General features: G+C 62.5%; 17 protein-coding genes. 5 read left to right on the top strand and 12 right to left on the bottom strand.

Annotated features, from left to right (window positions below; all coding sequences use genetic code 11):
- Positions 1 to 4: 4 nt before the first annotated feature.
- Entirely contained in the window at positions 5 to 1,570 is a 1,566-nt protein-coding gene (locus AC11W3_RS17940) for a phosphate acyltransferase (RefSeq protein ID WP_484090699.1), read from the bottom strand.
- Complete coding sequence (gene buk, locus AC11W3_RS17935) at positions 1,554 to 2,639, bottom strand: butyrate kinase (protein WP_484093488.1); 1,086 nt, start codon at positions 2,637 to 2,639, stop codon at positions 1,554 to 1,556. The genes AC11W3_RS17940 and buk overlap by 17 nt, the downstream gene beginning before the upstream one ends.
- Positions 2,640 to 2,879: 240 nt before the next feature.
- Here buk and AC11W3_RS17930 point away from each other — a divergent pair, with 240 nt between their 5' ends.
- On the top strand, positions 2,880 to 3,383 hold the full coding sequence (locus AC11W3_RS17930; protein WP_484090701.1) for a chemotaxis protein CheW: 504 nt from the start codon (positions 2,880 to 2,882) through the stop codon (positions 3,381 to 3,383).
- 116 nt (positions 3,384 to 3,499) lie between these two features.
- On the opposite strand, the gene AC11W3_RS17925 is transcribed toward AC11W3_RS17930, so the two are convergent.
- The 7 genes from AC11W3_RS17925 to AC11W3_RS17895 all read right to left on the bottom strand — a co-directional run bounded on the left by AC11W3_RS17925 (position 3,500) and on the right by AC11W3_RS17895 (position 15,415).
- Positions 3,500 to 4,345, bottom strand: a complete 846-nt coding sequence (locus AC11W3_RS17925; RefSeq protein ID WP_484093487.1) for a response regulator — start codon at positions 4,343 to 4,345, stop codon at positions 3,500 to 3,502.
- A 245-nt stretch (positions 4,346 to 4,590) separates the two neighbouring features.
- Positions 4,591 to 5,463, bottom strand: a complete 873-nt coding sequence (locus AC11W3_RS17920) for a Rossmann-like and DUF2520 domain-containing protein (RefSeq protein ID WP_484093486.1) — start codon at positions 5,461 to 5,463, stop codon at positions 4,591 to 4,593.
- Between the two features lie 233 nt (positions 5,464 to 5,696).
- Complete coding sequence (locus AC11W3_RS17915; RefSeq protein ID WP_484090704.1) at positions 5,697 to 5,918, bottom strand: hypothetical protein; 222 nt, start codon at positions 5,916 to 5,918, stop codon at positions 5,697 to 5,699.
- Positions 5,919 to 6,010: 92 nt separating this feature from the next.
- A complete protein-coding gene (locus AC11W3_RS17910; RefSeq protein WP_484093485.1) occupies positions 6,011 to 8,056 on the bottom strand; it encodes a TonB-dependent receptor plug domain-containing protein in 2,046 nt (681 codons plus the stop codon).
- A gap of 221 nt (positions 8,057 to 8,277) precedes the next feature.
- On the bottom strand, positions 8,278 to 9,150 hold the full coding sequence (locus AC11W3_RS17905) for a L,D-transpeptidase (RefSeq protein ID WP_484090706.1): 873 nt from the start codon (positions 9,148 to 9,150) through the stop codon (positions 8,278 to 8,280).
- Between the two features lie 44 nt (positions 9,151 to 9,194).
- A complete protein-coding gene (locus AC11W3_RS17900; protein ID WP_484093484.1) occupies positions 9,195 to 13,652 on the bottom strand; it encodes a translocation/assembly module TamB domain-containing protein in 4,458 nt (1,485 codons plus the stop codon).
- Positions 13,649 to 15,415: an autotransporter assembly complex protein TamA gene (locus AC11W3_RS17895; protein ID WP_484090708.1), complete on the bottom strand. Its 1,767-nt coding sequence runs from the start codon at positions 15,413 to 15,415 to the stop codon at positions 13,649 to 13,651. The genes AC11W3_RS17900 and AC11W3_RS17895 overlap by 4 nt, the downstream gene beginning before the upstream one ends.
- Before the next feature lie 208 nt (positions 15,416 to 15,623).
- Between AC11W3_RS17895 and AC11W3_RS17890 the strand changes: the two genes are divergently transcribed.
- A complete protein-coding gene (locus AC11W3_RS17890; protein ID WP_484090709.1) occupies positions 15,624 to 16,136 on the top strand; it encodes a GNAT family N-acetyltransferase in 513 nt (170 codons plus the stop codon).
- Complete coding sequence (locus tag AC11W3_RS17885) at positions 16,133 to 17,278, top strand: M20 family metallopeptidase (protein WP_484090710.1); 1,146 nt, start codon at positions 16,133 to 16,135, stop codon at positions 17,276 to 17,278. The genes AC11W3_RS17890 and AC11W3_RS17885 overlap by 4 nt, the downstream gene beginning before the upstream one ends.
- Before the next feature lie 328 nt (positions 17,279 to 17,606).
- On the opposite strand, the gene AC11W3_RS17880 is transcribed toward AC11W3_RS17885, so the two are convergent.
- The 3 genes from AC11W3_RS17880 to AC11W3_RS17870 form a co-directional block, all read right to left on the bottom strand.
- Positions 17,607 to 18,446: a c(7)-type cytochrome triheme domain-containing protein gene (locus tag AC11W3_RS17880; RefSeq protein WP_484090711.1), complete on the bottom strand. Its 840-nt coding sequence runs from the start codon at positions 18,444 to 18,446 to the stop codon at positions 17,607 to 17,609.
- 256 nt (positions 18,447 to 18,702) lie between these two features.
- Complete coding sequence (locus tag AC11W3_RS17875; protein ID WP_484093483.1) at positions 18,703 to 19,044, bottom strand: hypothetical protein; 342 nt, start codon at positions 19,042 to 19,044, stop codon at positions 18,703 to 18,705.
- 9 nt (positions 19,045 to 19,053) lie between these two features.
- Entirely contained in the window at positions 19,054 to 19,848 is a 795-nt protein-coding gene (locus tag AC11W3_RS17870; RefSeq protein WP_484090713.1) for a c(7)-type cytochrome triheme domain-containing protein, read from the bottom strand.
- Between the two features lie 230 nt (positions 19,849 to 20,078).
- On the opposite strand from AC11W3_RS17870, the gene AC11W3_RS17865 reads away from it, so the two are divergent.
- Positions 20,079 to 21,317 carry an exo-beta-N-acetylmuramidase NamZ family protein gene (locus tag AC11W3_RS17865; protein WP_484090714.1) on the top strand — a complete coding sequence of 413 codons (1,239 nt, stop codon included), beginning with the start codon at positions 20,079 to 20,081 and terminating at the stop codon, positions 21,315 to 21,317.
- A 434-nt stretch (positions 21,318 to 21,751) separates the two neighbouring features.
- A partial coding sequence (locus AC11W3_RS17860) for a formate dehydrogenase accessory sulfurtransferase FdhD (protein WP_484093482.1) occupies positions 21,752 to 22,004 on the top strand: 253 nt, incomplete at its 3' end.

Below are 22,004 nucleotides of genomic sequence, written 5' to 3'. Positions count from 1 at the left end.
ATGCTCAACCTCGTTCCTGTGCGAAGGCGCTCTCCCCGCTGCGCCGCCCGGGGTCAGCGTCTTCCCCCGGCGCCGGTGGCCGCTCCCGCTGCAGGAAGTGGCTGTAGAGGGCGCTGGCACAGATGGTCAGGAACTTGGTGAGATCGCTGTCGCTGCGGGAGGTGAGGATGATGGGAACTCTGGCCCCGAGGACCACGTTGGCGACCTCCGCCCCCATGGTGAAGGCCCAGCTCTTGTAGAGAAAATTGCCCGCGCAGATGTAGGGGACCACCAGGATGTCGGCCTTGCCCGCGACCGGATTTCCAGTCAACCCCTTCTTGGCCACGGCCTCCGGATAGAGGGCGAGATCATAGGAGAGCGGGCCGGAGACCTCCGCCAGCGGCCACTCCCGCTCCGAGAGGGTCTTTTCCAGGAGGGTGGTGGGGATGTTGCAGGATGGCACCTCGTTCGCCTCCAGAAGCGCCACCTTGGGGCGCTCCACCCCGAGACCGCGGGCGACGTCTATGGCGTTCTCGATGATATCGATCCCCGAGGTCGGATCCTCATGCTGGAAGAGTTCGGGGTTGATGGCCGGGTCGGTGAGAAAGATCAGCCGGTCGACACCGGGAAGCTCGCAGACGCTGACGATGGAGAGCCTCCTCCCGATTCCGATCCCGAGCTCCTTGTTCAGCACAGCTTTCATGAAGGTGGCGGTATTGAGGCACCCCTTCATGAGCATGTCCCCCTTCCCCGCCCGGACCAGCTGGACCCCCGAGCGGGCCGCCTCCGCCTCGTAATCCTCGGTTGAAGCCGGAACGTCGACCAGGGAGTAGTGCCTGTCGTAGACGAACTCCCCGGCGCAACCGGCGTTCAGCCGCGAAAGGCCCCCGACCAGGTAGGCCTTGTCGATGATCCCCTCCTCGATACCGTTGTTCACCGCAGAGAGCGAAGTGGCGTCCGGGCAGACCAGCACCACATTTCGCCGCTCGAGGAGCTTCGCCGCCTCGATGAGGCTCTTCATCCCGTGCCCCTTGGTAAGGCGGAACATCGACTCGCCCTTGTAGATGACAGCCACCACCCGCGAATGCTCGGTCACCGAGAGCAGCGAATGGGGAAGGCCGGAGTCGAAGTAGAAGGAGTCACCGGCCTCCAGCAGATAGACCTCACCGGCCACCGTCACCCGCAGCTCTCCGCTGAGCACGAAGATAAACTCCTCGCCCGGGTGCCGGCTCACCTCTACCTCGTTTTCCCGGCCGTGGTAGAGGTCGATCACGAAAGGCTCCAGGTGTCTGCCGGCGAAGGCCGGGGCGAGGCTCTCGTAATGGAGGAAGTCTTTCCTGGTGACCCCTACCCTCTCGTTCTTGCTGGTCTTGATGGCCCTTTTTTCGGACTGTTCCTTCCCGTACAGGAGGGTGGAGATGCCGACACCCAGAAAGGTGGCAAGTCTCAGAAGTTCCGAGATGCGGGGGGAGAGCTGGTCCGAGAGGACCAATCCCAGCGTCGCCTCATCCCAGCCCAGCGCCTCGCGGAGAGTTTCCGGCGACGACTCCCTGGCCTGGAGCACCGCCTGCAGATTAGCTCCGATCTTCATACGCCGCTCCCGGATAGATTTTGGCCTCTTCGCTGCCGGAGAGGACCCGCAGGGCCCCTTCGATCAGCGCCTCGATCTCGTATTCCCCTGCCCTCACCAGAACCGGCGCCACAAATCCCACCTTCCTGGTCAATGCCGCCACCAGCTTCTCGCTGTGGGCCAGCCCCCCGGTCAGGACGATACCGTCCACCTCGCCATCAAGGGCAGCGGCCAACCCGCCGATTTCCTTGGCGACCTGGTAAACCAGCGCGTCCAGCACCAGGGCAGCCTCAGGGTCCCCGTGCTCGCGGCGCAGCTCAACCTCGCGCAGGTCGACGGTACCGAGGTAGGAGTAGACACCCCCCTTGCGGGCGATGATCACCTTCAGCTCGCCGATGGAACAGGTACCCTCCTCGATCAGCTGCAGCACCCCGATCAGCGGCAGCCCTCCGGTGCGCTCCGGGGAGAAGGGGCCGTCGCCATTCAGGCCGTTGTTGACGTCCACCACCCGCCCCTTGCGGTGGGCTCCGGCGGTGATGCCGCTGCCTAAGTGGACCACGATCAGGTTGAGCGTCCCGTACGCTCTGCCGAGCTCCTTTGCCGCATCGCGGGCGGAAGCCCTCTGGTTCAGGGCATGGAACATGCTCCTGCGCTCCACCCCGGCCAGCCCCGAAAGACGTGCCACCGGCCAGAGCTCGTCGATCACCGGGGGGTCGACCACGTAGGCGGGAACATCATGCCGCTTGGCGAGTGCCGAGGCCAGCACCCCTCCCAGGTTGGCCGCATGCTCCCCGCTCACCCCCAGCCTGAGGTCGCGCTCGAGAAGGTCGTTCACCAGATAGACCCCTCCGGCCACCGGTCTGACCAGACCTCCCCGCCCGACGACCGCATTGAAGGCGATTCCCGCGACCCCGGACTCCCGCAGGTAGCGGTCTATGCACTCCATGCGGTAGCCGAACTGGTCCATGACGCAGGCGAAGCTTTCAATCTCCGCCCGCGGGTGCTCGACGCACCCCTTCTGCAAGGCGCCCGCCCGATAAAATCCCAACTTGGTCGAGGTGGAGCCGGGGTCGATGGCCAGGATGTTCATGTCTCACCTGTGTTTCGATCTTGGAGTGCCGGAGATGAGCGAAATTATAACCTTATAACCTGAAAGAAAAAGCCTCAATCTTCGAGGACAAGGGCCGATATCAATACCCACGTTGCCACCAATCGACACAACGGGGACCAAAAGGAGCGCAGAGGTCCTGTTGTGACGAGGTCGTGGCCGTAGCAGCTGTAAAGGACGGGTGCGCACCCGGCAGTCATAACGAGCAAAAAGGAGAGCAAAATGGCGGTCGCAACTATCACGGAAATCACGCAGTATCTGACTTTCAGGCTGGAAGACGAGTTGTTCGCACTGGACATCGGCAAGGTGCGTGAGGTGCTCGACTTCACCTCCATCACGAAGGTCCCCCAGACGCCGGATTACATGCGCGGGGTGATCAACCTGCGGGGGAGCGTGGTCCCGGTGGTAGACCTGCGACTGAAGTTCGGGATGGCCATCGCCGAGCAGACGGTGAACACCTGCGTAATCATCGTCGAGGTGGAGATGGAAGGCGAGAAGGTGGTGATGGGAGCCATGGCGGACGCGGTTCAGGAGGTGCTGGACCTCGAGCCCGACCAGATCGAGCCGCCGCCCCGCATCGGCACCAAGCTCGACACCGACTTCATCAAGGGGATGGGGAAACACGCCGACCAGTTCATCATCATCCTTGACATCGACAGGGTCTTTTCCAGTGATGACAAGGCAACGGCACGAGATATGGAAGGGGCCGTCGCGGTCAACGGCTAAGGACCACGGGGACGAGGATGCCCACGGAGGCCGAGGCCATCAAGGCTCTGGCTGACGATGCAGGCATGCTGTCGGAGGGGGCTGTCCCGCAGCTCTCCCCGGCAGCGCCAGCCCCATTACCTCATAAACAGATAGGTGCTCTGCTCGTTGTAATCGTAGGCGCGCTTCACCCTGGTCAGGATGGTCGCCTCCTTGACCGGTTTCGGTATGAAGTCGAAGAATCCTTTTTCGAAAGCCCTGGCCTCGGCCTCGGCGGTGGCGATCCCAGAGATCAGGATGACCGGTATCGCCTTGGTCTCGGGAGTGCTCTGCAGCGCGCCATAGAGCCCGAAACCGTCGAGCTTCGGCATTTCGTTGTCGGTGAGAATGACCTTCGGCTTCCGGACCACCGCTTCCTTGAAGGCCTCAATCCCGTCCCCGGCGGTGACGACGTCATACGAGGAGGAAAGGACATTACGGAGCAGGGATAAGACCAGTTTGTCGTCTTCGGCCACCAGGACCGTTTTCTTGCCCGGCTCGTTGAGGCTCATCCCCAGGTAATGCCTGCAGATGGCAGCCTTGAGCTCGGTACGGGTGCCGACATAGGTGACGACGGTGACGCCGTTATTGGCCGCGATGTTGTTCAGGATCTTGGTGCAGCCGGGATCGGAAACCGCGATGTGCAGCCTGCCTCCTTCCAGCTTGAGGGGAAAGATCAGATGTTCCAGGGCGGTATTCGCCGTTATGATCCCGAGGAGCTGGGGGGGGAACGAAGCCCTGGCGAAGTTTGAAACGGTTTTGCAGCCGAACTGGAAGGCGAGGGCAGCGGAGAGTTCCTGCCCCGTCACGAGCCCCATCTCTTCCAGGACCGTACCGAACCGCCTGTTGAGCTTCTTGGAGATGGCGACGACCCTTTCCACCGTCCTGGGCGCCAGTATCCTCTGCTCTACAAAGATCTCCCCTATTTTCTTTCTCTCAGCCAAGGGCGCCCTCTAATGATTTTTTCAGCTCATTATAAATAAAAATGACAGCGTATCCATTAAAAAATTTCTAACGAAATAAATTAATACACCCTTCGACAAGCTCAAGGTGAACGACCATAGCGACCTGAAGATGAGCGGCTGCAGTTGCTCGTGCCGGTGATGTCGAAGGCCAGTGGCAACAGCCGTCCGCGCCGAACCCGTCGACGCCCGGGTTACGGCTTCGTGTTGAGCCCCCCGAAGGACCTCTATCCGTGAGTTCCCAGTAACGCCCCGATCGCCTCGAAGCGAGCGGCGGCTCCGGAACGCCTCTCTGCCAACTCCAGCGCCACGCGGCCCAAGGCCCGGTATAGCTGCGCCATCTCGTCATCCCACCCCTGCAAGGCATCGAGCTGCCTGGAAACGGCGGCGGCATCGCCACGAGCGATAGGACCGGTCAACGACTGCTCAGTTCCAGCTCTGAAGACATTGTCGACCGTTCCCCGCACCAGCGGCTCCATGACCTGCATGGCCGTCTCCCGCGGCAGCCCCCCCTTTTCGAAGCAGCGGATGCCGGCTTCCAGTACCGCCGTGAGGTAGTTGCATACGAAGACCGATCCGGCGTGGTAGATGGTCTTGAAGGCCGTATCGACCGCGAAGGTTCTGCCCCCTATGCCCTGGAAAGCCTCAACGAGGGCGGAGACTGCCGCGGCATCACCTTCCATGCCGCACCAGGTGCCGGCGAAGGTGGCGACCGAGATACCGGGATCCGCGAAGCTCTTAACCGGGTGGACGCTGGCCACCTCCCCTCCCCGCTCCCGGGCCGCGGCCAGCACCGTGCTGGCGAGGGCTCCGCTGAGGTGCCAGACCACGGAGCCGGGGCCAACCAGCCCCGAGGCGGCCAGTTCGTCAGCGCAAAGGGCAACGGCGTCATCGGAGGCGGCTATCAGGTACAGGTCGGCCGGACGCATCTCCGTGTAACTGGCCACAGCCCTGCCTGCTCCGATAAAGCCTGCTGCTTCCCTTCCGCTATCCAATGACCGGTTCAAGATGTCGCCGATCTGAAAGAGGGATGCCTCGTGAAAAAGGCGGCCCACGACCTTTCCTACCTTGCCGCAACCGATGATGTTAAGCGATCTCATGTGGCCGGCGCACCTCCCATTAAAGAGTTCCGCCAGACTACCCGTTATGGAGGGCGCTGTCAACGGGGCCGGCGAGCCCACACGAACAACTGGTTCATGAGTCGCTATTCAGGTCAGAGGAGACGGCGACGGGGGTGAGAGAAGGAGTCAATGAGGTTGAGGCGGTAAAGAAAAGTCAGCGGTGGCGGGCGCCGGGCGTGAACAGGGAGGAGTGATGGCGGGTTCGGCCGAGGCTATTCGCCGTCTTCGGCGAGAGGGTAGTCATCGCTTTCCACGCACTCGCTTTGTGCCTGGAGAAACGAGTCGACCTGGGGGTCGTTGACGATTTCGACCACGCCATGATTAACGGACCACGAGGTGCCGCAGATGGTGCACTCGATGATACCTTCCTTGAAGCCGTCACTGTGCAGTACAGTCCCGACCTGGTCGGTGTTCCTGCATACCGGACATCTCATGAGCATCCTCCCGGAGTATAGCCTGATTCTTCCACAGGAAGATTATGCTCGGGGATTGCACCATTGGCAAGGGGAGGCTCAATCGACACAGGCTAGAACCGATAGCTCAGCTTGACCCTGAAGGTCCGGCCGTCCTGGCCGATGACGTCCTGCTTGTTTTCGCCCCCCCCGGGAATCCCGTATTGCTTGTCGAAGAGGTTGTACAGGGTCCCGGACAGTTCCACTCCCGGCACCAGGTCGTGGCTGAAAAGAGTCAGGTTCGTGACAAGATACCCGTCCACCCGGTTCCCGGCCAGCGTCTTTCTGCTGCCAAGATACTGGAGCTCGATGCCGGAAAAGAGCGACTTACGGTAGAGAGGAGCGATAAAGTTGAGCTTGGCCATGTGCTGCGGGGAATCGACCAGCACCAGCCCGGTGCGGTCGTCCCTCGCGTCCTGGAGGGTGTAGCTGACCCGTCCTTCAACCCCGCTCTTCCACTTCGACTCGAGCTCTGCTTCGACGCCCTTCGCCGTGACCACGTCGACATTCTGGAACACCAGCATCCCGTCGCCTGGGTCGGTCTGCTGCTTGATCATGTTGCTGATCTTGTTGTAGAAGCCGGCCAGCGTGCTGCGGACGTGCTCGCCCCACCCCTGCTCCCAGACCAGCTCGTAGCTCCTTATCTTCTCCGGCTTGAGCTCCGGATTGCCCTTCTGCTGGAACTCCGCCACATCGTAGTAAAGCTCGTAGCTGTTGGGTGCCCGGAAGGCCTCGCCGTAGAGGGCCTTGATGCTGCTCCCCGGCACCGGAGTATAGATCAGGCCTGCACGAGGGTTCACCGTCCCGCCGAAGGTATTGTAGAAGTCGTAGCGGACCCCGGCGTTCAGAATGAAATTGGGCACTATGGTGAACTCGTCCTGGAAGTAGGAAGCCCAGCGCCAGGTCGGTCGGTCGACCTTGAGGTAATCATAGCGAGGTTCGATGTCGTGGTTGTAGAAGAGCTGGGTGGTGTTTGATTGATACTCGGACCCCGCCACCACATGGTGTTTTTCCCAAAAGGTCCTCGACACCTTCAGCTCGGTACCCCACCACTTGTTCAGCGCCGTGTCGCGGTTCAAAATCGAGCCACCGCTGTCGGAATCGAAGGGGATGTTTTCGTGATAGTTGTAGTAATCGTAATAGGCGCGGGCCGTGGTGTCCCAGTCCTCTCCGAAGGTGTGCTGGTACTTGAGGTCCAGGTATCCCCTGCTGTCCACCGTCTTGAAACGTGAATCGTCGAAGGTGGCTCCGAAAGAGGCGGTCGGTACGCCTTTCTCCCGGGAGGAATAGGCGCCCTGCAGGGTGAAGTCGCGGAAGGAGGCCGTGCTGAAGAGTCTGTAGTTGTTCTCGTAGTCCGCATTTCTGGCCACGCCGTAGTTGTGCGCGGCATCGTCGTATTCCGGGTAGTAGAGCTTGCGTCGGCCCTGGCTGTCGAGGAGACTGGCGGAGAAGGAAAGGTCGAGGCCGTTATCCAGACGGGTGCCGTAGCTCGCCCGCCCACTGTAGGTGGAGAGGCTCCCGGCCTCCCCCGACAGTTCCGCTCCCTGCAGCTTCTTGCCATGCCGGGTGAAGATGTTGACCACGGCGAAGAAGGCGTTGTCGCCGTAGAGGGAGGAGCCGGGGCCGCGAATGATCTCTACCCGATCGATCAGGTCCACGTCGAGGATGAAGTCATTGCCGACGAAGGCGGCGTCGTACATGTTCTCATTGGTCCGGTGGCCATCGACCAGCACCAGGATGCGGCTGTCGTACCCTCCCGAGCGGTCCACTCCGCGGGAGCCGATGTACTCGTAGTTGCGGTCATAGGTGACGTAGAAACCGCGCTGGCTGCGGAGAATGTCGGCCAGGGTCCGGTAGCCGTACTTCTTTATCTCGTCGGCGGTCACGATGCTGACGGCCGACGGGGCCTCGGTGACCTTCTGCTCGAACTTGGAGGCGCCGTAGACCATGGCGACGTCGACCTTGGTCAGCTGATCGAGGCTGAGCTCGGTCAGGTCCTCGTCCTGCCGGGGGGGCGTCTCCTCAGCCAGGACCTGGCCCGGTACGGCGAAGAGGGGGGAGAAGGCTATGCAGGTCACGAAGGCGCAGTTGACAACCCACGTCCGGAAGGGGCGAAACATCTATACCTCAAATCATCGAGTTGAAAAACGGGGGTCAGGGTCGGTAAAAGGCGCATCCGACTTTTCGGGCCGGCTACACCTCGTGCCTTATCGGTATTAGAAGAGGATTCTTGAGGAACTAATTAGAGGCAGAGGCAGGGAGTGACTTGGGGTAGTTAGCGGGGGGGGGGAAACGGTTGGGTTTCTGCGCGCCAGCAGAAAGAAGGGAGCGTAGTGGCCGCTTACGGCCGCTGCCCGGGCCGGCCGGAGGCGGGGACGACATTGATGCCCGCTTCCATGCCATTCTCCGGGTCCGGGACGGGAGGCTCGCCCACGATCAGGACCTTGGGACCGTTTATGAGACTCTGAAATTCACCGGTGTGATCGGGGGTGTCGCGGACCACCCACTCATAGAGCTTCCTCGCGTCCATGAGGATGGGGCGCTCCGGTTCGTTGTAGTAGGCCCTCTGCATCTCCTCGTCGTAGAGGCCGATGCAGCCGTGCGAGGCCGGGTAGCCCGGGATATCGCGGCCATGGAGCCAGTAGGTCGTCCAGCCATCCTGCTTTTTTTCGGTGTAAAAGCGCAGGCCGTAGTGCATGGGATAGGGACGGTCGGTTCCTTCCATCCGGTAGAGGCTCGATTCGTGACGGGCGTGGACCGCGTCGACCCGGTAGGAGCCGTTTTTCAGCCGGTACCCGTCGATCCCGACCGCAACCGGGGTGGAAAAGACCAGGTCGCCGTATTCATAGGCGCCGAGGAACATCTCGTTCTGGTCGATCAGGATGAACTGCGGCTCCAGCTCGGCTTCCTCGTAGAAGGGAGGCATGGGATTGAAATCCTTGACCTGCTTCATCGGTCGGGGGACCTTCACCGAGATGCCGCCTATGAAGTGGCGCCGGTCCATGCGGTTGAAGCGCAGCCCGTCCTTCCAGTACTTGCCGAAAACTCTCCGCGGGGTGTCGTTCCAGGTGAGCCGCACGCATTTCCACTGGTACAGGTAGTCGCTGGGGTAGTGGTACTGGCAGAGGGACTGGATCTTCTGGACCGCGCCAACCACAGAGGAGCTTCCGATTATCAGCATCAGGCTCAGCACGATCCCGGCTACGGTTCTCATGACTATCCTCCGGTCCTGATCTCATTTTATCAGGGAGAGTTCCGCTAGTCGAATTGCAGCTTGTAGTAGAGATCGGCGCCGCTCTCGCTGCCGCTTTGGGTCTCGATCTGCCAGTGCCGGAAAAGATCGTAGCGCATTATGAAGAGGTTCCCCCCGGTGACCAGCGAGCGGCCGTAGCTCAGATAGAGCTTCGGGGTCAGGTACTTCCCTACCGTCAGCAGCGATTCCGTGGCGGCGGCCTTGGAAGGCGCACCGGTCGGGGTGACCGACACCTCCTTGTACCCCATGCGCCCGGAGGTCGAAGGGGTAATAGTCTCCACGCCGAGCACGCTCAGCCCCAGCCTGTCCTTGATCTGCTCCTGTACGGACTCCGACTGGCCGAAAGACAGGAGGCCGCTGGCAGCCAGCGCCAGCGAACTGGCCTGATCGGTGCCGGTGCCGGTCCCCAGCGGATGCCCGAGGACCATGTAGGCCAGGATATCGACATCGGCCATCGACGGCTCGGAGTAGAGCTTCACCACCGGCGCCCGCAGGTACCCCGCCACCAGGACGCCGGCCTTTATGTCGCTTACCGTCCTCAACGCCAGGATGTCCAGCGTCGGCTGGGTGACGGGGTCGTTGGCGTAGTAGAGCCGGCCCCGGACGATTTCGAGGTCGAGACCGTAGGCGCGGTAGCTCCCCTTGACCACCCTGATCTCGCCGCTGCTGGTGATGTTGTCCAGTCCCTTCAGCACCAGGTCCATCCCGCCTCCCAGCTTCGCGTCTATGCCGGAGGCCTTGACCTGTACCTTGTCCCCCAGCACGACGCGGACCAGCCCGTCGACCACCAGAGGATACCTGGGCCCGGCAGCGCGAGGCGGGGCGCCTTCAAGGATGACATCGGAACTGGGGGTAACCGCCCCCTTGGTCGGAGGGCCGGAAACCAGCAGCTCGGGGACCCGCACCTCCCCTCGCACCGTGGCGGTCCTGCCGGTCCCCTGGAAAGTCAACCGCGGCGAAGTCACCATCTGCAGTTCCGGGAGGAAGACGGTCTGGAAGCGCTCGCCGTTCACGCTGCCGCTGTATCCCGCGACCTCCCAGCCCTTGAGGCGCACCACCATGTTCCCCTGCAGGCGCCCACCTCCCGAGGTCGCGCTCACGGGATTGATCACGATCTGGTCCCCCTGCAGCCTGGCCACCAGCTGGACATCTGAAACGGTTATCCCGGCGCTCGGCAGGTAAGCCCCGCCCTTGGCGAGTTCCAAGGTCCCTTCCAGCCTCGGGTCGCTCCATATCCCCCCCACCCTCAGGTCGAGGCTCAGCTCGCCGTGGCTCTCCTGCACCACCCCCGGGAGGAGCGCGGTCAGGAAACCGCGCTCCTGGACCTTGCCGACCAGCGAGCCCTGCAGGGCTCCGTTCTGGTTCTCGGCCACCGGGATGCGGGCCGGGATGGGGAGCACCAGGCTGCCGCGGGCCTCCCCGTTTTCGGCCAGTGACAGGTTGAGGGTGGAGGATAAGGTCTCGCCGCGCCAGACAAAGGCCAGGGTCGCGGAGCGCAGGTTGGCGTTCATCTCTCCCGACTGCCCCTGCCACTTGGCCCTCCCCTGCGAGAAGACCGCCTCGCCCGTCATCTCCACCCGTTTGCCGGGGAGTATCAGCCCCTTTCCCTGCCCGGCAAAATTCCCCTCCAGGTTCAGCCCGGCCGGAAGGAGCGGCTTGAGGAGGGCGGGATTGATCCCTCCCCACTCGAAGGCGAACTCCGCGGTCTCGGGGACGCCGGCTGTGGCAGGCGAAGTCGACGAGAAGGCGGCTCTCAGGGCGCCTCCCCGGTCGAGGGCCGCATCGAGGCTGGCGCGGGTCCCCTGCTGGTCGGCATCGACCCGGAGGTTGAAGCGGCTGAGGGCAATCTGCTGGCCGTTGGCGCTATAGGTTCCGCTGGCCGCGGCGCGGGCCTGAAGCTGCAGCACCCCTTCGGCAGCCTTGCCGGCGGCCGCGCGCCCCCGCCAGTTGAGGGAGACCTCAGCGGTGTCGACAGTGGCGTCGGCGCGCTCGCTGTCACCCGTCCAGGTGACGTGCCCGTTGGCGAGAGCCAGGTTCCCCCTGAGATCGACCTTCTTCCCGGGGGCAAGACTCCCCCTCACCAGACCGGCCACTCTCCCGTCCACGACCAGGTCCGCGGGGATCGCCGGACGGAGCAGAGCCAGGTCGAAGTTGGCCAGTTGCAGGGTCAGGTCCCCGCTTTGCGGCAGCGAAAGCGAAGCGGGCTCTCTGGAAGCGAAGACCAGATGCCCCTCCCCGCTCCCCCCTTCGAGGACCAGGTCAGCCGTCACCCGCATTCCTCGCCGGTCCCCCCGGATATGCGCGGCCACGTGCTGGAGGTTGATGATGCTGTCCTTGGTGACCACGGTTCCCCGGGCGTCGAACCCTCCAGCCAGATCAACCCTCTTACCCGGCAGCAGCCTCGCGGTCAGGTTACCCGAACTCGCCCCCGTCAGCAGGACCCCCTCCAGCCAGCCGTTGGCCCGGGCCAGGTTCAGGGCGCTCCAGCTTCCCCGGAAGGAGCCTGATGTCGGATGACGCCTCATTTCTCCAGCCACCTCGACCCGCTCGCCCGGCATGCCATTGATTACCAGGGGAGCGATACTCACCCCGGAGGCACTCACCATGAGGGGAGCGGGGGCTGCCAGGGCGAAGGGGCCTACCTGGTCGTGGCCGTAAAGCCTGGTGAGCTCTCCGCGCCAGGCTCCGCTGCGGTAGCCGCCGGAAAGCCCGGCATGGGCCTCGCCCTCGGTGGTAAAGAGATCGGCACCGAGGGAATGCTGCGCGGCCGTCCCCTCCAGCGACAGGAGCGCCCTTTGCGCCTGGAAGTGACCGACGCGGATGGTATCGACGGTGGCATCGAGACGGAGCGGGTACTCCTTCCCTTCCCCCAGGTTGGCATTGAGCTGCAGCGCGGCCGCGCGCACCCCGGCCGCGGCAAGGTTGGCCCCGCGCCCCCGCGCGCTCCCGGACAGGAGCCCGTCCCGCCAGCGCACCCACCCCTCGGCATCGAGCTGCCCGGCTGTCCCCGGGGCGAGGCGGGAAAGGTCGCTGACGTGCGCCACCAGGTTGAGTCGCCGGTCAAGCTCCCCGCCCCCCCGCAGATCGAAGCCCCCGCCGACCAGCAGCAGCCGGTCTATGCGCAGGCGCTTCCCGGCGAAGGCTGCGTCGACCTCCCCCTTGAGGTTCTGGCCGCGCAGCCTGCTCTCCAGTAATTTCGCCCGTACGGCCCCGCGAGACCCGCCTCCTTTCGCGACTTCGAGGTTCCCCGCCAGGTCGAGGTTGACCACCCCCGGCCACCGGGCCGTCAGTCGGGCCGGATTCAGCCCTCGTCCGGAAAGGGTCCCGCTGATGCGGGTCCCCGCGCTCCAGGCGATGTCGAGGGCGCCGGTGACCCCTCCCTGCAGGAGCTTCCCGGAAAGGGGTGCGAGCCTCACCCCGCTCTTTCCTCCCCGAAAAGTGGCCGAGAGGGCGGCGGTCTCCCAGCCGGGGCCGCTGTTGGCCAGGGCGAAGCTCCCGTGGAAATCCGAGACAGTCCCCGAGAAGGTGGCGGTGCCGGAAAGCCGCGTTTTGCGCTTCAGCTCCGCCGCCAGGTCGAGGTCCCTTATGGTCAGTGCCAGGGCGAGGATCGGACTGGTGATCGTGGGCGTGATGCTCCCGTTGGCGGTCACGGTCCCGCGCCGGCCGGGCCTTAAGACGGTAAGCCCTCTGATGTTGAAGGCCTTGGCGGTGATGCCGAGCTCCCCGGTCACCTCCAGTCGCTGCGCGCCCCCGCTTTTCCCCGCCGCCGCGATCGGCCCCGCCATCAGCTCCTCCTCTTTCCCGGGGAGAAGCCTGGCCTGCAGCGAGAAGCGGTCCATCCCCTGGAGCGGGCGGGCCGGGATGGCGGCCAGGTCGATCCTCAGGGAGGGATACCAGAACCCTGCGGCAAGGTCGCCGCAAACCCGCCCCAGCGGAGAGGCGATGCGCAGGTCGGAGACCGAGAGGAGGCCGTTTTCCAGTGCCAGCGCGGTGGTCAGATCGGTCACCACCACCGGAGCATCCTGCATGTGCCGGTAGCTGAGGGCCGTCACCTCGACCCGGGCGACATGGACACTGAAGCGCCGCAGCAGCGGGCTCAGCCGCGGCCAGACAAGCCTGGGAGTTTTTTTCGGGGTATCGTCCTGGACCCGCACCCCCGAGATCGCCACCTCCCGCACCACCAGGTTCCCGCCGAGAAGCTGTCGGGGGTCCCAGGAGAGGTCGAGCGCGTCGATCTGCGCCTGCATCTTCCCTTTGCTGGCCTTTACCCCCGCCAGATGGAGGCCGTCCAGAAGCCAGCCGCGCACCTCGCGCACCGAGAGCTGGAGCCCCGCCGCCGAGCCGAGGGTGGAGAGGGCGAAGCGCGCCCCGCTGTTGGTTTCGAGGAGCCAGTAGAGCGCCCCCAGGCAGAGCAGGACGATGGCCAATACCGCTGCGCCGATGTAGATCCAGAGCCTTCTCACAGCTGGAACCCCACGGTGAAATGGATGTAGTAGATCTGCTTGCTGGTACCGAGCCGTTTTGCCAGCGAGAGGTTGAGCCCCCCGACCTGAGTGTAATAATGAAGGCCGATGCCGGCACTCTGGTAGAGGTGGAGCTTGTTGAAGTCGTTGAAGGCGTTGCCGGCGTCATGGAAGATCGAGAGCCCCCACTTCTCGAAAAGGGCCCGCTCCAGCTCCACCGTTCCGGTCAGCAGGTTTTTGCCGCCGGTCACCTCGCCCTGGGCGTTCTTGGGACCAAGGCTCTGATAGGAAAAGGCGCGGACACTCTGGTCGCCGCCGGCGAAGAAGCGGATGGAGGGGGGAATGTCGGACAGCGGGTCGGTCAGCATGGTGACGCCCAGCTTGTTGCGCAGGTGGAGGGAGAGGCGCGCGGGGAACGGCAGCACCGCGTTCCCATCGGCGATGAACTGGACCAGCCCGGTGTCCGAACCGAAATAGGGGTGAGCCCCCCTCAGGTCGAGGGCGTAACGGTACCCCCGCATGGGTCGGACCAGGTTGTCGAAGCGCTCCCGCGAGAAACGGAAGCCGGGCAGCACCAGTCTCGAGCTCGATTTCTGGCTGGCGATGGTGAAGTCCTCCTGCTGGAGCTTGACGTAGGCAGTGGCGAGCTCCCCGCGGCCCAGGCTCCGGTTGTAGTCGAATTCCAAGGCGGCAAGCTGGCTTGTATAGGTGGTGACGTCCTCCTGCTGCAGGTTCAGCTGCCAAGCCGTGGAACCCTTCAGGTCATGGACGTTCGGGATGGTGTAGCGGGCTGCGAAGCCCTGAAGGCGCTGGGCGGCATAGAGAGTCATGTCGAGGTCCTGCCCCTTGTGAAAGAGGTTCAGCTCGCGGTAGTGGACCGAGAACCTTCCGCCGGTGTCGGTCCCGTAGCCGACCCCGGGGCGGATGGTGCGCCGGGGTGCGGCGGTAAGCTTGATCAGCACCGGGACCTGGTGGTCCTTGGCCAGTTCCTTTTCAGGGTTGATGATGACGGTCTTGAAGCGCTCGGAGTTGGAGTAGTTGATCTGGGTCTCGCCGATTTTGGCGAAGGAGAAGACCTCTCCCTTCTTGAACGCCAGGTAACGCCTGAGGAAGTCCTGCGGGTAACCGGTCGCCCCCTCGATGCGGACGTCGTCGAAATAGTATCTCTCACCAGTCTCCAGTGTCAGCGCGATGGCGGCACTTTGCTCTCCGGCGGCAATGCGGATCACGTGCCTGGTGAAGTCGGCGTCCAGGTAGCCTAGGCTGACCGCCCGGGACTTTAGAGCGCTTTTGGCCCGCTCGTACTCGGGCTGCAGCAGCACGTTTCCCTTGCGCAGCGGGAAGGCTCTCGCCAGCTGGCGCAACTCCGCCTCGCCTGCCCCGGCACCTTTGAGCTGGAGATCGACCGAAGCCACCCGCACCGGCGCCCCCGGCACCACCCTCACCAGCAGCACATACCGCCCCGTGCCCACCTCCTTTACCGCCGAAGTCACCTCGGCGTGGTAGTAGCCGTACGGCTCCAGCGCCAGCCTGGCCTTTTCCACCGCCTGTTTCGCGAAACGGTTGAGCCAGAGCTGGTCCACCTTGCCGTCGCGGACCAGGCCGTAAGGCAGGATCAGAGCCTGATGGACGTTTTTCAGTGCCGCCCCCTCGACCCCGGTCACCTCGACCTCAAGCGGGTCGGCGGCCACGAGCGGGGCGGGATTAAAAAGAAGGATGAGGAGCGAGGCAATCGCGGCGTATAGCGGGAGAAACCTTGACATGAAGGCCCCTTTACCGGGGAGTGGCTGCCAAGCTGGAACCTAAGAATTTTACCATCTCTGCGGCATTAATATATCTCGCTCGCCCATAATCCCGCCCCCTGACGAGGTTGGGACTTAAGCGGCAACAGGTTGATCTAATTGGCCCCCTCATCGCCCGCGTTAACTCTGCTATAATGGAGCAGATCCGGATCACGTAGCGAGGATGATCATGGCGGACCAGACCACAAGCGGCGAAGACGTTCCCCGGATAAGGGAGATGATGATTGACGACCTCCCCGAGGTGTTCCACATAGGGGAAGAACTCTTCACGGCCGAGTATTCCCAGAGTCTCTACCGCACCTGGGACGAATACGAGATCACCACCCTCTTCAACTCCGACAACGAGCTCTGCATCGTGGCGGAGCATGAGGACCGCCTGGTCGGATTCGCCCTCGGGACCACGGTCAAGAAGCACCACTCCCCCTGGAAGTACGGCTACCTGGTCTGGCTCGGGGTGCGTCCCGACCTGCAGAAGATGCAGGTGGGGGCCAGGCTCTTCAAAGAGCTCAAGAGGCGCTTCAAGGACCAGGGGGTACGGATGATCATCATCGATACCTCCGCCAGCAACACCCCCGCCATCCGCTTCTTCCAGAAGCACGGCTTCGCCAACATCCAGGAGCACGTCTACATGACCCTGAACCTCTCCCGCAAACACAAGAAAAAAACGGTGAAGAAGACATGAGCGACCGGATCGAAAGAGCCATCGCCGCGGTCGACCAGCAGCGTCTCAGGAAGACCCTCCTGGAGCTGATCGACATCTATTCGCCTTCCGGCAAGGAGGAGGACATCCAGCTCTACCTGGAGGACCTTCTGCGGCGTGAAGGCTTCGAGGTGCGGCGGCAGGAGGTGGAGGAGGAGCGGTACAACCTGCTGGCGACGATGGGCCAGGGGGAGCCGCTGCTCTACCTGGTCGGCCATGTCGACACGGTGCACGCCTGGGACCTGGAGGAGGTTGGAGCGAAGGAGGAGGGAAACGTCATCCACGGGCTGGGAAGTTCGGACATGAAGGGCGGCTGCGCAGCCATGGTGGAGGCTTTTCTGGCGCTGGGGCGAGCACTGCCCGAGGCCGAGCGACCGCCGGTGGGACTGCTGCTGGTGGTGGGCGAGGAGGAAAACGGCGACGGCAGCGCCACGTTCCTTCAGCATTGCCCGGCACCGTGGGCGGTGATCGGGGAGCCGACCGGGCTTTCGGCCTGCTTCGCCCATTACGGCTACATGGAGGCGGGCTTCGTAACCCACGGCCTGAAGAGTCACTCATCCCTCCCCGAGTTGGGGCACAATGCCGTGGAGTCGATGCTCCGGGTCCTTTTGCACCTGGGGAGGAACTCGCTGTTCCAGAGGAAGCAGTCAGAGATCGTCTACTCGATCCGGGAAATGCGTTCATCCCGGAAGGGCTTCGTGGTCCCGGACCGCTGCGAGACCTGGATCGATCTGCACCTGCCGCCGGACCGGGATCCTGCCTCGCTTGAGCAGGCGATCCGCGGCATCGTGGCCGAGGCGAAGCATTCAATTCCGAGGCTGGACCTCACCGTAGATTTCGACTTCGCCTCGGCGGGATACCACCTCGGGACCGACAACTGGCTGGCCCGCACGCTTAAGAAGGTCTATCCCCGGCTGGGGCTGCCCCTGAAATTCGATGCCTTCCGATCCCACTCGGACGGCAACCTCTTCTTCGCGGCAGGATCCAAGCCGCTGATTCTCGGCCCCGGCGCCCTCGAGGTTTCCCACACCCCCGAAGAGCAGGTCGATTTCACCGAAGTACTCGCCGCCGCCAAGATCTATGCCGCGCTCTGCATCGATGCCGCGGACCACGCCTCTTCCTGAGCCATTTCAAGGGACCCTCTCGGCACCATGCTCCATTTCTGAAACAATCCCCGACAAGGCCTACTATCCCCGCGACTGGAACCATCAAGTCCGCGCGACTGGAATCAAGTCCGCGTGACTGGAACCATCAAGGTGCGTGCTTCGACAGGCTCAGCACGAACGGCATCCAGCGAGCATGGTTGTGCCGGTCCCCCTGAGCTTGTCGAAGGGTGTGAAACTGGTCCCCCTGGGCTTGTCGAAGGGTGGTGGAAACCGTTCGCCCTGAGCCTGTCGAAGGGTGGTGGAAACCGTTCACCCTGAGCTTGTCGAAGGGTGCATTGCTGTTATTTCAGTAATCCGACTTGCTCATGGACAGGTGGCAGCGCCGGCAGTCGTTCATGGGGAAGGAGACCTGCATATGACAGGCGCCGCAAAAACTGCCATAGATGTTGCTGTCCATCGTGAAAGCCGCGTTACTCTTCTGCTTGATGTTGAAGATGTCGGGGTGGCAGCTGGAGCAGTCAAGCTCGGCGAAGTGGTCTTGATGGGAGAAAGCGACGTCGCTTCGTGGGGATGAGGTGCCAAGCTTCAAGGGCTGCTTCAGCTTGGTCGGCAGGTGCATTCCGGATTCGGAGGCTTCAAGTGAGTTGACAGGCTTGATGTACTCATCCTTGAGGGCCGCGGCCCAGTCGATCCCGTTTCCGAACGGTGCGATGGGCATTGATTCGGAGAAGGCGGCAAAGGCTCTTTCCAGGTCCTTCGTGTTTTTCATGTGACAGCGTTCGCACTGTGCGTCAGGCCCGTCTTTGACCGTGAAGGCGGTGACGCCGTCGTGGCAGGCGCCGCAGAACTTCCCGGAGAGATACTGGCTTCTGGTGATGCCGGTGTCGCCCTGGCGCATGCTGAATCCGAGGTCGAGATGGCAAACGCGGCAGGTGTAACGGGATCGATGGCTCCAGTGGGCGAAGACCACCGCATCCATTCCGGCTTTTCTCGACTTGCCGCGCATGGTTACGTTACCGTATCTCCAGAAGGGCCCGTTAGGCGGTATCGTTTTTAGCACCTTGTCGAGTTCGGCCCGATCAAGTGCGCTACTCCCGGAGCTGAGCAACAGGACAACGCAAAGCGCAGCCACGCCCTGCCTCAAACATTTTGCGCCGGATTTTCCCACCTTGTCTTTGTTGCTCATGTACCCCGACCTTCCATTTCGCCGCTGCATTTTGTCTCTGATCACGGCGTAGCCGACGCCAGCGGGAAAGCAAATCCCCCCTGTCCCCCCTTCGACAAGGGGGGGACGTGACCGCCGCGGACTTCGCTTTAACTCAACGCCGCCTCGTCCGACCAGCCTCTCAGTTCCCTCACCAGACACCGTCTCCGAGAGTCCCCCTCCCCTTGCGGGAGGGGGCAGGGGGGGGAGGCTTCCACTTCTTATGGAAGAACCTACTTCAATGTGACGGCGATGCGGATGAAGAGGTCGACGGCTCATTCTTCTTATGTTCAAGCACATACGCGTAGAGGTTCCTGCAGAGGCTAAGCCTCTTCAGGTAGACCTTGCGCACGGACTCATCCTCTTTTTGGATCGCCTTCTCCAGGGCATCGCACTTTTCGAGCAGCGTGGTCAACTCTTTCACCGAGAGCGCCATCGCCTCGTTACTCTTACCGCACGCCTCTTCGAGACCCGCCCGCCAGGACTGATCCTCCTGCGCCATTGCCGAGATTTGGAAGCACGATAGCGACACGACCGCCGCCACGACGACGGCCACCACTTTTATGTATGGAATGTTCATGGCCTACCTCTAAACCGGAGTGGCGTGGCAGCGCTTGCAGTCGGTCTGCGGGAAGGCGACCTTGTCATGGCAGACTCCGCAATACTTTCCATCGAAGAGCTCGATCATCGAGTACTTGGTGGTTCCCCTCTTGATGCCGACGAAGATATCTGGATGGCAGAGCTCGCAGCCGTTCCAGACGGTGTGTTTGGCGTGGGAGAAGATGATGTCCGGCATACCCTCCACCTTGGTCTTAAGGGCGAAGTCCCCCTGGACCTTCATGGACGACTTCTTCAGCGATACGCCTTCCAGATGGTCCAGCGGCTTCAGCAGCCCGTTCTGCTCAGCCTTCTCCCAATTTATGCCATTGCCCAGCGTCTCCCGCGGCATCCTCTCCTCGAAGTCGTGGAAAGCTTCCTCCCTGGCCGGATCCTTCTCCACGGCGTGGCATCTCACGCACCGCTTGTAGTCGTCCCTGGTATAACTGGAGGCACAGGAGGCGAAAATCTTGTTCTTGTTGTAGGTGGAGGAACCATTGTGGCAGGTCCCGCAGAAATAGCCCTTGCTGTTGTCGACGGCCCTGATCTTCGTGGAGTTGGCGGTCATCCCGAAGCCTATGTCGACGTGGCAAAGCCTGCAGGTGTAGTTCTTCCGGTGGATCCAGTGATCGAAAACGACAGGCGCCATGCCGGCCTGCTGGGAGTAGTTGTTGATGGTGACGCTCCCGAACTCATAAGGGAGCGGCTTTTTCTTCTTCATTCCCGCGCCCCAGAGAACACCGGCGCCGGCAAAGAACACGATTAGGACCAGCAGAGTTCTTTTCATGGAACCTCCTAGTATAATTTATAGCAGCAGCATTGTTATCAAAAACAAATGTGACCACCTTATTTTAAATCATCCAATCCGACAACCTTTTTTTGTACCATGGACAAAAAAATCAGATGAAAAGACGACATCGTCCGATATCTATAAAAGACTGCCGTACCGAAGCCTTGCGCCACCATAATTTTGAGAGTAAGGTGCTGCGGTTAGATCCACTTATAAGGAAGGTCCACGTGTTGCGCTGCATAATATTCATTTCCCTCCTGTTGGCCCTGATCACTCCCCACATCGCACAAGCGGAAACCGTAAAGACCGGTGCGGAGGTTCTCAACGAGGAGGGCTTCCAGTCCCTCAAGGGGAAGAGGTTCGCCCTGGTAACGAACCAGTCCGCCACACTGGGTGGCGTGCATATCCTTGAGCAGATGGAGAAAAAAGGCGTGCGGCCGGCGGTGATCTTCACGCCGGAGCATGGGCTCAAGGGGAAGGCCGAGGACGGGGCAAAATTGGCAGATAGCACTGTCGACGGCATACCGGTGAAGAGCCTCTACGGCGCCACCAGGAAGCCGCGCCAGGAGGACCTGAAGGGACTGGACATGGTGGTCTTCGACATCCAGGACGTCGGTGTCCGTTATTACACCTTCATCTCCACCATGGGCTATGTCATGCAGGCTTCGGCCGAGGCGGGAATTCCCTTCATGGTGCTGGACCGCCCCAACCCGCTGGGAGGGAACTACGTCGCGGGCTTCGTGCGCGAGGGGCAGCCGACCACCTTCACCTCGCTCTATCCTATTCCTCTTGCTCATGGGATGACGGTCGGGGAACTGGCCGGGATGATCAAGGGGGAGAAAATGCTCCCAGGGCTGTCGAGGCTTGATCTGTCAGTGGTGCGGATGCAGGGTTGGCAGCGTTCCATGCGCTGGCCGGACACCGGTCTCCCCTGGGTTGCCACCAGTCCCAATCTCGCCTCATTTGAATCGACCCTCCTTTATCCCGGGACGGGATTGCTGGAAGGGACCGCCGCCTCCGAGGGACGAGGAAGCAACTATCCCTTCGGGCTGGCCGGCTGGCCGGGAGTGGATGCGCAGGCCCTGGCGGACAAGCTGAACGCAGAGGAACTCCCCGGATTGCATTTCGAGCCGATTCATTTCACGCCGGAAAGCCTTCCCGGAATCTCCAGCGCCCCGAAGTACCGCAACCGCGACGTCAGCGGGGTGCGCATCGAAATAACCGACTACCACAGCGTCCTCCCCGTGGAGACCGGCATCGCCGTCATCAGCGCCCTCTACTCCGCCGTCCAGGAACCGGCCCGGAAGATCTTCTTCAGGGGCGGCTTCGATGACATGGCAGGGTCCGAACAGGTGAGAAAGGCGGTGCAGTCACGGCAGTCGGCGGTGGAGATAACGCGACGCTGGAGCGACGGCGTCCGCCGCTTCCTCCACCAGCGCCAGGGATATCTCCTCTATAACGATTGATGTAAGCTCCCGCTGGTTCTCTGAGCGTGCCCGCCTACTCTCCCCTGCCCCCCCTTTGTCAAAGGGGGGAACAGGCCACCTCTCCGCCATGTGCCCCTCGCTTCCTGGCAGTTCCCCTCGCTTCCTGGCAGTTCCCCTCGCCATCCGGACCATAGTCCCCTCGCCCTCCGGGAGAGGGGAAGGGGTGAGGGCTGCTGCAAGCTCCGCTGATCCCCTGCCCCAGACATCGCTCCCCAACCGAGTCAAACGGATAACCTCTGTAGTCTCCCCATCTACGCCATCCACTAGAGGGCGTCCGCCACTCCGATCACGGCAACCTCCCGCCATAGCTACCTTCCACCCCTGGCTCTCCCGCTTGCGCGCCGAAGCGCTTCAGCGCGCAGGCCCGGAGGTCGAGGGGATAACGTAATCAAACATATGTAGGAAGAAGATCGATGAAAGAAGTGCATGTCTATTCAGGTAGCGGCCTCGTACGTGGAGAGGCCGATGTAGTCCAGGAGTTCCCTCTGGTGCTGAGGGTGAATGACCGGGAGATGGTGACCCTGATCGCCTCCCCGCATGACCTCAGGTTTCTGGTCGCCGGTTTCCTCCGGGTGCAGGGCTTCGTCAGTAGCGTCAATGATTTCCTGATGCTGAGCGTCTGCAACGACTTCGGCATCGCCAATGTCCGCATCAGGGGGGAGGTCA

The organism is Geomonas sp., from assembly GCF_056994735.1.
Note: the sequence above shows the minus strand (reverse complement) of the source record. Positions and strands in the feature narration are given on the sequence as shown.